Here is a 9,951-nt window from a genome sequence, read left to right as displayed (position 1 = left end):
CACGATCCTGCTCGGGGATGATCATCGTGTATCCACCGGCGCGGCCTCGCGACACAATCGATACCTTACGGACCGGGTCGGCGTTCGGCAGGTAGTGGGCGACGATCGCGTGACCGGCCTCGTGGTAAGCAATGACCTTGCGTTCGCGATCGCTGAACCGCGAGGACTTGCGCGCCGCACCAGCCAGTGTGCGATCGACCGATTCGAGCAGCGTCGTCATGCTGATTTCGGTGTCGTCGCGACGCGCACTGAGAATCGCCGCCTCGTTCATCACGTTCGCCAGGTCGGCACCAGACATGCCGGTTGTTCTGGCTGCCAACTCACCGAGGTCGGCACCGGCCTGCAGCGGTTTCCCGCGAGCGTGGACCTCAAGAATCGCTGTCCGCGCCGCGCGATCAGGCAGATCGACGTGCACGCGGCGGTCGAAGCGACCGGGCCGCAGGAGCGCCGGATCGAGGATGTCGACGCGGTTGGTCGCGGCAATGACGATAACCGTCGTGCGCTGGTCGAAGCCGTCCATTTCGACGAGGATCTGGTTCAGCGTTTGGTCGTACTCTGTCGAATGCTCGGCGCGACCACGCTTGCGCCCGATCGAGTCGATCTCATCGATGAAGATGATCGCCGGAGCAGCCTCGCGCGCCTTGCGGAACAGATCGCGCACACGCGATGCGCCGACACCGACGTAGAGCTCGACAAACTCCGAACCACTGACTGAGAAGAACGATGCCTTCGCCTCGCCGGCCACGGCACGCGCAAGGAGCGTCTTGCCGGTGCCCGGCGGTCCGATCAGCAGCGCACCGCGCGGGATGCGTGCGCCGAGCTTGTGGTACCGATCTGGATCGCGCAGGAAGTCAATGATGTCGGCGAGCTCTTCCTTGACCTCTTCCGAACCGGCGACATCGCTGAGAAGCACGTTGCGCTCGCCGCTACGCACCTGATCGAACTCGCCTCGCCGCGATCCGCGCCGTCCGAGCCCGGACTGCGACCGGCGCAGGAAGACGATCAGTCCACCAAGAACCGCAGCCAGCAGCAGGAACTTCAGGATCGGTGAATAGCGTGCTGCGGCCGACTCGCCCTGCACGTCAACGGTTGGCCACTGGGAGAGCGGAACGCTAGCCTGGTCGAGCAGCTGGGTGACGGACGTTCCGGACGGAATCCGGACTTCGACCGGTGCGGTCTGATCGTCAACATACTCGATCGTTGCGGTGCGACCGTCCTGATGCTCGTAGATCGCAGCGACTTCGCCATCCTTGACCTGCTGCAGGAAGGTGACGACGTCGACGGTCTTGGGCGACGTGGTTTGCAAACTTGCTGCAATAACGATGATCACCGTGAGCAGGATCGCCAGGGCTGCAATGACAAACTTTGGATTGGGGGATTTCATGAACACCTCATACAAGATGCTGCGTGATTGGACGAGACAACGACGGCGCAAAGCTGCGCTGAGGAACACCGGCATCAGTGAGCCCGTGTCTGATCATCTATGCTACTCCTCGCGCTGATCCGTGCGCCACTTCACAAGACAATACGCGAATCACGGAATCGTCTCGGAATCGGTGAAAAGCGTTAGCGCAGCACGACGGTATCACCGTCGCTCAGGCCCTGTACGACTTCGACCTGGCCCCCGCTGCGGAAGCCGAGGATGACTTCCCGGCTTTCGTTCTTGCCATCAACACGAACGGTAACGAACGAGCGTTCGCCCACTGTTTGCAGCGCGCGCTCGGGAATGAGCAGGACATTCTCGCGCCGTGCAGTCACGATCGTCACGTCAGCGTTCATTCCCGGGCGAATGTCCAGATCGTCCGGCGAGTCGTAGGAAATCGTCGTTGAGAAGATCGTCGCGCCACCCTGTACCCGCGCTTGCGGCGCTGTTGATAGCACCGTGCCGGTGAGCTGCCGATCGGGGAAGGCATCCAGGCGAAACGTCACGTCAGCGCCAATGTCGACATTCGGCAGATCGAGCTCGTCGACATCGGCGACGAGCCGCAGATCGGACGGCGCTGCGATCCGCGCGATCGACTGCTGCTGACTGATCGGGTCGCCGACCGCGACAGGCATCTCGATGACCTGCCCGCTTGTCGGCGCGAGGATCACAGAATTGTCCAGTGCGCGCTGGGCTGCGTCGACTGCGCGCTGAGCATCGCTCACTCGCTGCTGCGCGCCGAGCGCTTCGAGCTTCAGGCTTGTGTCGTCCGGGCTGGCGGCCACGCGGCTCTCTGCAAGCTGCAAGGCATATTCAGCTTGCGTCAGGCTGCCCTGGGCGTTTGTGAGCGCCGAGTCGAAAGGCGCGCGATCGAGCAGTGCCAGGACATCGCCCTGCTCGACTGTGTCTCCGGCATGCGCGCCGACTTCGGCAATGACGCCGCTGACGGCGGGACGAACCGCTGTCGCGCCGGTTGCCTGGATCGACCCGACAGTTTGTATCGTCACGTCCAGCGAGCCACGTGTCGTAACTGCCGTCTCGACTGATTCGCCGCGCTGCGTCCACCACCAGACACCACCGGCGAGGACAACGGCGACGATGAGCCCGGCGGTTATCCACTTACTCATAGCGCAGGACCTGAATTGGTCGGATGCGTGAGGCGACGATGCCGGGGATAGCCGACACCGCAGCTACGGCGAGGATCGCGACGGCGAAGATCATGCCGATTGTTGCGATAGACATATGGAATGACAGCGCAAACAGCTCCCGGCTGGTGATCGAGACCAGAATTCGTGCCAGTGGATAGCCGACGGCCATGCCGACGACGAGCCCCAGCGCTGCCAGCATGACACCTTCACTGACCAGTACCGTGACGACCTGCCGCGCCCCTGCACCAACGGCACGGAGGACGCCGAACTCGCGCCTACGCTCCGCAATGCTGATGAGCAGCGCGTTGGCAATTCCCGCGATGCCGACAATTGCAACGACAACAACGATGGCGTTCAACATCAGCGTCAGCACGCCGATCGCCTGACTGGCGCTCTGCTGATCCGAGTAGGCCGCGTACGTGACAGGACCGAGATTGCGGTTGCGCTCCTCGATCGCCGCCAGCGCCAGATCGACATCGGCGGGATCGCTGGATGTGAGTTTGAGCGCAAACATGTCGGCACGGCGTCCGAGGCCAATCAATCGATTCAGATCGGATGTCTGCATGAACACCTTGCCGGTTGTCGTGCTTCCCAGATAGGTGCTTGCGTCATCGACGATACCGGTGACGTGCACAGTCACGCGACGTTGTCCGATGTCCAGCAGGAGCGTGTCGCCGACCCGAGCGTCGATGCGTGCCGCAAGGTTACTCGACAGCGCGATTGATGGCGGGTTGGATGCCGAAACCCAGCTGCCCTCGACGAGGCGATAGGAATACAGCGGATTGTCAGCCGGCATGCCCCAGATGTCCGTCCGTGTCGAACCGATCGCACCAGTCGCGCTGGTCCAGGCCTCGGCCTGCACGACCCAGGGATCGCGCTCCAGCTCGGTCGCGAACGTAGTGTTGACCGGCTGTTGAAAGCTTACCCAGCCGTCCGCGCCATAGAGCGCGTACAGGTCATCGACGGTCGCCGAGACCGATCGGCTGAGCGCCTGGGTGCCGATGAATGCAGCGACGGCAACGGCAACGACGCCGATCGTCGCAGCGGCCCGGCCCGGACGCCGCAGTGCGTTGCGCGCGCCGATTGCCGCGAGTCGACTGAAACGGCTGATCGGCGCAGTCAGTCGCACGATGTGTGGGTGGCCGACTTCGCTGCGCACTCCCCGACTTCGCAACAGCTCGGCTGGTTTCGTTCGGCTGTGTATGAGGACCGGCAAGATCGTCGCACTGACAGTTACGAGCAGGCCGACGAAGAGCGCCAGCAACACGTCACGCGAAGACACTGCGAACTGCGGCTGCTGAAGCCCGGTGAGGTTCGTCAGATATCCAGTGATCTGCAGACCAATGACAGTGCCGCCGAGCCACCCGGCCGCTGTACCGACGATCCCGATCGATACAGCATAGGTAAGGTAGGTCACTCCGACCTGCCAACGACGTGCCCCCAGACTCTTCATGATGCCGATCTGGCCGATCTCCTCGGTCATGACCGCAGCGATCGTGTTCGCGACGAGGACCGACGCCAGCGCCGCGCCCAACCACGAGAACACGCGCAGGAGCAGCAAGAGCGTTCCCAGTTCACGCGAACCAACGAACTCATTCGGGTCGCGTACATTGAATCCGAAGGCGCGCGATCCGCGCTTGGCCAGCAGACGCGAGAGATCCTGCGCGGTTTGCGACGCGCGATCCGGCTCCCGGACACGCACCAGCAGGAAGTTGTCTCCTGTGCGCCCTGTCAGTCCACGCACCGTCGGTGCTTGTGTATAAGCAGTCGCGCGATTGAGCAAGCCGGCCCCGAGCTGTGCTGGGGAGCGGGTGAATCCGACGACTGTCAGATAGCGGATCGGATCATTCGGCGTCTCGCGCACAGCAACGACCTGCCCGATCTCTAACGCTGTCAACTCACGCGAGCTCTCGTCGAAGACAACTTCGTCTTTCGTTGGCCAGTGGCCCTCGGTGAGTGAGACGATATCGAGACGCATTGCGTCGAAGTCGTTAATGCCGACGAGCCGGAGGTTGACCCAGCCTTCACCGGCATCGAAGCGCGTGAACGTGATGGCGCGTGTGTCGGCGATAGCCACGTTCGGCTGTCGCTCGATCAGTGATCTCGTCGTTGGGCTGAGGTCGGCGGTGTACGACGTGAGGTCTGCCTGGAAGCTGCCCGCGTAAGTCAGGCGTTGTGCGTCGACCATTGACCGCGTCGTGACGGCAATGGCAACGACACCGGCGACACCGAAAATGACGCCGAGGATCGTGAGGACGTTGCGCAGTGGACGCCGCATGAGGTCGCGCCGCACCTTCGCCAACAGCGTCTTCACGTCACGCTTCCCGACCTGCTGTGATGACCTGTGCATCGTCGACGATACGGCCGTCACGCATTCTGACAATCCGCGTCGCGTGGTTAGCGACATCGTGATCGTGCGTGACCATCACGATCGTTGCACCCTGCCGCCAGACTTCGGCGAGCAGATCGACGATCCGTTCTCCGGTTGCTGAGTCGAGGTTGCCGGTTGGCTCGTCCGCCAGAAGCAGGTCGGGCTCATTCGCCAACGCGCGTGCAATGGCCGCTCGTTGCTGTTCACCACCGGACAGTTCGGAAGGCAGGTTGGTCGCAAGGTCGCCAATGCCGACGCGATCGAGCAGCGTCTTCGCCCGGTCGAGTCGATTGGCATCTACGCCGGTCAGGTCCATCGGGAGCATGACATTCTCAACGACGGTCAGTGTCGGCATAAGCTGGAAATACTGAAACACGATGCCAACGAATCGCCCGCGCCATGCTGCAAGCTGGTCTTCGCTCAGTCCGGTAAGGCTGCGACCGCCGATCTCGACTACCCCGCTATCAGCGCTGTCGATCCCGGCAAGAATATTGAGGAGCGTCGACTTGCCAGATCCGGAAGGACCGACTATCGCGACCCACTCGCCAGTCTCGATGTCCAGCGAGACGTCGTCCAGTGCCAGGAACTCGCGGCGACCGGAGCGATACCGCTTCGATATGCCACGCAAGCGGACAAGCGCCGTGTCCGTGTCGTGGGTTGTTGAGGACGATGCCATGTCCGCCCCACATGTCATATGAGCCGGATATCCTGTCGTTCATCGACAGGTTTCCGGCTCGCAGTATAGACGTGTGGCTATCTCGTTGGCTGAGTCGGCCCGACTAGCGGTCGTCGGACGCGGCGAGCAGACCTGCGCTTGCCAGCGCTTCGCGAAGTCGCGCGCGACTATCGGCCGTCAGCGGCAGGGCCGGCAGTCGTGCGCCGGATGCGGGTGCGACGCCCGCCATCGCCATCGCTTCCTTGATGACGCTGTGGAACGAACCTGGCACGCGATAGATCGCCAACAGCTCTTCGAGCGCAGGAAGCGCTTCGAGTGCCGTGGCGTAGTCACCACGCTCCCAGGAGTCGAAGATCGCGACGTGGCGCGCGGGGGCAACGTTCGCCGTCGCCGGCACCGAGCCGTCGCCACCCATCTCGAGCAACGGCAACAGATAGCCGTCGCCGCCGGCGAGGACGCTGAAGTCCGGCTTGATCTCTTTGACGACCTCAACGCGCCGCCGCAGGTGCTCCAGGCTGTCGATCGTGTCCTTCACTCCGGCGATGTTGCCGTGCTCCTTAACCAGCGCAGCAAGCGTCTCAGATGAGACGTTGTAGTTGCTGTAGGCGGGGAAGTTGTAGATCACAACCGGGATATCAACTGCATTCGCGACAGCAGAAAGATGCGCGATGACTTCGCGCTCGGACAGGGTCCAGAAATACGGCGTCACGATCGCGACAGCGTCTGCGCCGATCCCTTGTGCGTGTCGGCTGAGCCTGACTGTTTCGCGGGTGGATAGCGTGCCTGTGCCGAGGATGACCGGGATACGTCCATTGACGTGTTGTACGACCTCAGCGGCATGCTGCTCGCGCTCTTTGGGGCTCATGTGCATGAACTCGCCGGTGGTCCCGAGGACAAACAGGCCGTGAACTCCTGCTTCGATGAGGAAATCTATGTGGCTGCGATTTGTCTCGGTATCGAGTGCCCCGTCCTCTTTGAAGAACGTCACTGTCGGCGGGATAATCCCTCGGAACATCACCACTCCCCAATTCGCGCGCGAATTGTTGCTACCCCACAAAGTGGCCAGAGTGTAGCACGGACGTTGCCATCAGCCGTCCTGTTCGCTTTCGCCGGCGAGTAGATCGGGACGGTTGGCACGGGTGATGTCGAGCGATTGCTGACGACGCCAGGCGGCAATTTCGCCATGGTGCCCGCTCAGCAGCACGTCCGGGACGGCCCACCCGCGATACGATGCCGGACGCGTGTATTGCGGATACTCAAGCAGTCCATCCGAAAAGGACTCCTCTTCGAGCGATGCTGCTTCGATGACTCCGGGGATGAGCCGGGCGACGACATCGACGATCACCGCTGCGGCGAGCTCCCCGCCGGTTAGAACGTAGTCTCCGACGGACAGCTCTCGCGTCACCAGATGATCGCGAACCCGCTGATCGACGCCTTCGTAGCGACCACAGACGAGCGCGATGCGTGGCAGACCCGCGAGGTCGTGGGCGATGGTCTGGCTGAACCGCTCGCCGGAAGGCGACATCAGGATGATCGGCGTTGTCGACAGGTCATCACCGAGCGTGGATTCGATCGAGTCGAAGAGGGGTGGCGCGGCCATCACCATACCCGCGCCGCCGCCGTATGGCGTGTCATCCACCGAACGATGCCGCCCGACCCCATGCTCGCGGATATCGTGCAGGTCGATGCTTAGCAGACCGCGGTCGACTGCTCGCTTGATGATCGACTCACTGAACGGCCCCTGAAACATCCCCGGAAAGATTGTGAAGATGTCAAATCTCATGGCGATGCGATCTCGAACCGATCCAGCATCTTGTCGGCAAGGCCCTCAAGTGTCGTGACCCGCAGGTCAGCAACTTCTCCAGTGCCCTCAGTATGGCCGGTGTCGAACCAGACGGTCTTCAGACCGGCGGCGTGCGCACCCAGGACATCAAAGCGATACGAGTCTCCGATATGAACCGTTCGATCGGCAGAGCTTCCCAGCGCGTCGATTGTGTATGCGTACAGCTCGGTGCGCGACTTATAGAATCCGGCGCTAGCCGAGGTGACAACCAGGTCGAAAGCATCGGCGATCTCAAACTTCTCCAGCGACCACTCCAGGAACGGGTGATAGATGGCGTTCGAGATGATCCCGAGCTTCAAACCGTCGTTCGCAAGCTGCTTGACGGTGTCGACGACGCCGGGGATCGGCTGCGAATCGGGAAGTGCGGCGCGCATCAGTTCGCGGATGCCGCTCTCTATCGCGGGCTCATCCATCTGGATGTCCAGCTCATTGAGAATCTGAACTGCGCAGGAATATGCGTCCTGTTCGATGCCATGTTGGATAATCTCTAGTCGGAGCGCGCGATATCGCTCGACGGCTGCGGCGAGCGTGGCGTCGTCGAATCGCGTGCCGGCTGCATCGACCCGGCGCAAGAGCGCCTGCACGAGCGTCCGGATCTCCAACTGAAACCACTCATCGCATTGCGCGATGGTGTTGTGAAAATCGAATGTCACCGTATCGATAGCCAACGGTCTGCCGACCTCCTGTTCATCAGGTGCCGATTTCGGCCAGACCATCGTACCGGATCGACAGCCGTGGAGGTGTAGTTCAGGCGTGGCAGAGACGAAAGTCCGCAGTGTCGTTGTCACTGGCGGGGCCGGATTCATCGGAAGCACATTTGCGCGTTTGCTGGTCGAACGAGGGTACGAGCGCGTGCGTGTATTCGACAAGCTGACGTACGCGGGTAACCCGGCAAACATCGCTGACCTGCGTGATGCTCCCGGCTTTTCGTTTGTCGAGGGCGACATCTGCGATGCGGACGCGGTTGATGCGGCGCTGGACGGCTTTGATGCGCTGGTGAACTTCGCCGCCGAAACGCACGTCGATCGTTCGTTGCTCGATCCGGGTGGCTTCATCCAGACAGACGTGCATGGCGTCTGGGTGCTGCTGGAGGCGGCTCGACGCCATTCGCTGCGCCGAATGGTTCACGTCAGCACCGACGAAGTCTATGGTGTACGTGACGATGGCTCCTTCAGCGAAAGTGACGCGCTGAATCCGCGTAATCCGTACTCGGCCAGCAAGGCGGGCGGCGAAATGATGGTCAAGGCGTTTGCCGCGACTTACGGCGTGCCGGCAGTCATCTCGCGCGGCTCCAACACCTACGGCCCGTATCAGTATCCGGAGAAGTTCATCTCGCTCGCGACAACCAACATCCTGCTGGGTGAGCCGATCCCTGTCTATGGCGATGGTCGCCAGATTCGCGACTGGATTCACGCGCGCGACCACGCTGGCGGCATCGAGTTCCTGCTGCGACACGGCGAGCCGGGCGAGGCGTACAACATCGGCGGCGGCAACGAACGCGAAAACATCACGGTCGCTGAAACGATCCTGAGCGAGCTCGATGCGCCACGCGATCTGCTCCATCATGTAACAGATCGACAGGGCCACGACCGACGCTATTCGCTTGATTCTGCGAAGATCCGTGCCCTGGGATGGTCGCCGTCCGTCGACTTTGAGACTGGCCTGCGTGAGACGATTCGCTGGTATCGTGACAATCGTTCGTGGTGGGAACCACTGCGCTCCGGAGACTACGAGGACTATTACCGGACGAATTACGCCCATCGCCAGAGGATTGGTTAGGTTGTGCTCTCAGTTGATGTCGCAGTAGCGAAGACGCATAAGTACGCCTCGCGCGATAGCGGGGACACCGTTGAGACCGTTGAACGCCCCACCGGCGGTCTGTCGGTCGTCATGGTTGACGGTCAGGGCACTGGTTCCGCGGCCAAGTCGCTCAGCATGATGGTGTCGAGCAAAGCCGTCGCGTTGCTCAAGGAAGGCGTGCGTGATGGCGCGGTCGCGCGCGGTGTCCACGATGTCCTGCTGGCTTATCGGCACGGCAAGGTGTCTGCGACGCTGGACCTGCTATCGCTCGATCTGGCGAGCCGCAGCGTGCTCATCACCCGGAACAGCCACGTCCCGCACATCGTTGTCATCGGCGGTGAGGTGACACTGCACGATGGTGTTACGACGCCCATCGGTCTCTATCGCCATACCAAACCGACGGTGTTCGAACATGAGATTGTGTCCGGGATGAAGGTCGTCGTGTTTACGGACGGCGTCTCACACGCCGGGCGGCGGTATGGGTCACAGTTCGATCCGTTGAGCGGGCTGGTGACGGAGGGAAGTGCCAAGGACATCGCAGAGACGCTTCTCGCTGCGGCCATCACGGCCGATCAGGGACGTCCGGGAGATGACATGGCAGTTGTCGCGATGTCGATTGATCCGATTGAGCAGCATCAACCCATTCGAACGATGCGTGTCACCTGGCCGATTCCGAGCTAAGGCGGAGAA

The 9,951-nt window shown here is 62.0% G+C and carries 8 protein-coding genes and 1 pseudogene; 2 read left to right on the top strand and 7 right to left on the bottom strand.

The features are described 5' to 3' along the window. The 7 genes and pseudogenes from M9890_00450 to M9890_00420 form a co-directional block, all read right to left on the bottom strand. Positions 1-904, bottom strand: a pseudogene (locus tag M9890_00450) (AAA family ATPase). Positions 905-1,566: 662 nt separating this feature from the next. Further along, positions 1,567-2,550, bottom strand: a complete 984-nt coding sequence (locus tag M9890_00445) for an efflux RND transporter periplasmic adaptor subunit (GenBank protein MCO5175440.1) — start codon at positions 2,548-2,550, stop codon at positions 1,567-1,569. Further along, a complete protein-coding gene (locus M9890_00440) occupies positions 2,543-4,885 on the bottom strand; it encodes an ABC transporter permease (protein MCO5175439.1) in 2,343 nt (780 codons plus the stop codon). Before M9890_00440 ends, M9890_00445 begins: the two co-directional genes overlap by 8 nt. Before the next feature lies 1 nt (position 4,886). Next, entirely contained in the window at positions 4,887-5,618 is a 732-nt protein-coding gene (locus M9890_00435; protein ID MCO5175438.1) for an ABC transporter ATP-binding protein, read from the bottom strand. Positions 5,619-5,721: 103 nt separating this feature from the next. Continuing rightward, positions 5,722-6,633 (bottom strand): dihydrodipicolinate synthase family protein, encoded by a 912-nt coding sequence (locus M9890_00430; GenBank protein ID MCO5175437.1) that lies wholly within the window; start codon positions 6,631-6,633, stop codon positions 5,722-5,724. 72 nt (positions 6,634-6,705) lie between these two features. Further along, on the bottom strand, positions 6,706-7,401 hold the full coding sequence (gene trmD / locus M9890_00425) for a tRNA (guanosine(37)-N1)-methyltransferase TrmD (GenBank protein ID MCO5175436.1): 696 nt from the start codon (positions 7,399-7,401) through the stop codon (positions 6,706-6,708). After that, positions 7,398-8,129, bottom strand: a complete 732-nt coding sequence (locus M9890_00420) for an HAD family hydrolase (protein MCO5175435.1) — start codon at positions 8,127-8,129, stop codon at positions 7,398-7,400. Before M9890_00420 ends, trmD begins: the two co-directional genes overlap by 4 nt. Before the next feature lie 85 nt (positions 8,130-8,214). Here M9890_00420 and rfbB point away from each other — a divergent pair, with 85 nt between their 5' ends. Beyond that, positions 8,215-9,240 (top strand): dTDP-glucose 4,6-dehydratase, encoded by a 1,026-nt coding sequence (gene rfbB / locus M9890_00415; GenBank protein ID MCO5175434.1) that lies wholly within the window; start codon positions 8,215-8,217, stop codon positions 9,238-9,240. Between the two features lie 3 nt (positions 9,241-9,243). Beyond that, on the top strand, positions 9,244-9,942 hold the full coding sequence (locus M9890_00410; GenBank protein MCO5175433.1) for a serine/threonine-protein phosphatase: 699 nt from the start codon (positions 9,244-9,246) through the stop codon (positions 9,940-9,942). The last annotated feature ends 9 nt before the right edge of the window (positions 9,943-9,951 follow it).

It is taken from the genome of Thermomicrobiales bacterium (assembly GCA_023954495.1).
In the GTDB taxonomy this organism is placed as follows: Bacteria; Chloroflexota; Chloroflexia; order Thermomicrobiales; family CFX8; genus JAMLIA01.
The sequence above is the reverse complement of the archived record's forward strand: the minus strand, read 5'-3'. Positions and strand labels throughout refer to the sequence as shown.

What these genes read in the sequence shown, in the direction of transcription:
- M9890_00445 (MCO5175440.1), bottom strand. Translation starts at nt 2,550, where the DNA reads ATGAGTAAGTGGATAACCGCCGGGCTCATCGTCGCCGTTGTCCTCGCC.
- M9890_00435 (MCO5175438.1), bottom strand. Translation starts at nt 5,618, where the DNA reads ATGGCATCGTCCTCAACAACCCACGACACGGACACGGCGCTTGTCCGC.
- M9890_00430 (MCO5175437.1), bottom strand. Translation starts at nt 6,633, where the DNA reads ATGTTCCGAGGGATTATCCCGCCGACAGTGACGTTCTTCAAAGAGGAC.
- trmD (MCO5175436.1), bottom strand. Translation starts at nt 7,401, where the DNA reads ATGAGATTTGACATCTTCACAATCTTTCCGGGGATGTTTCAGGGGCCG.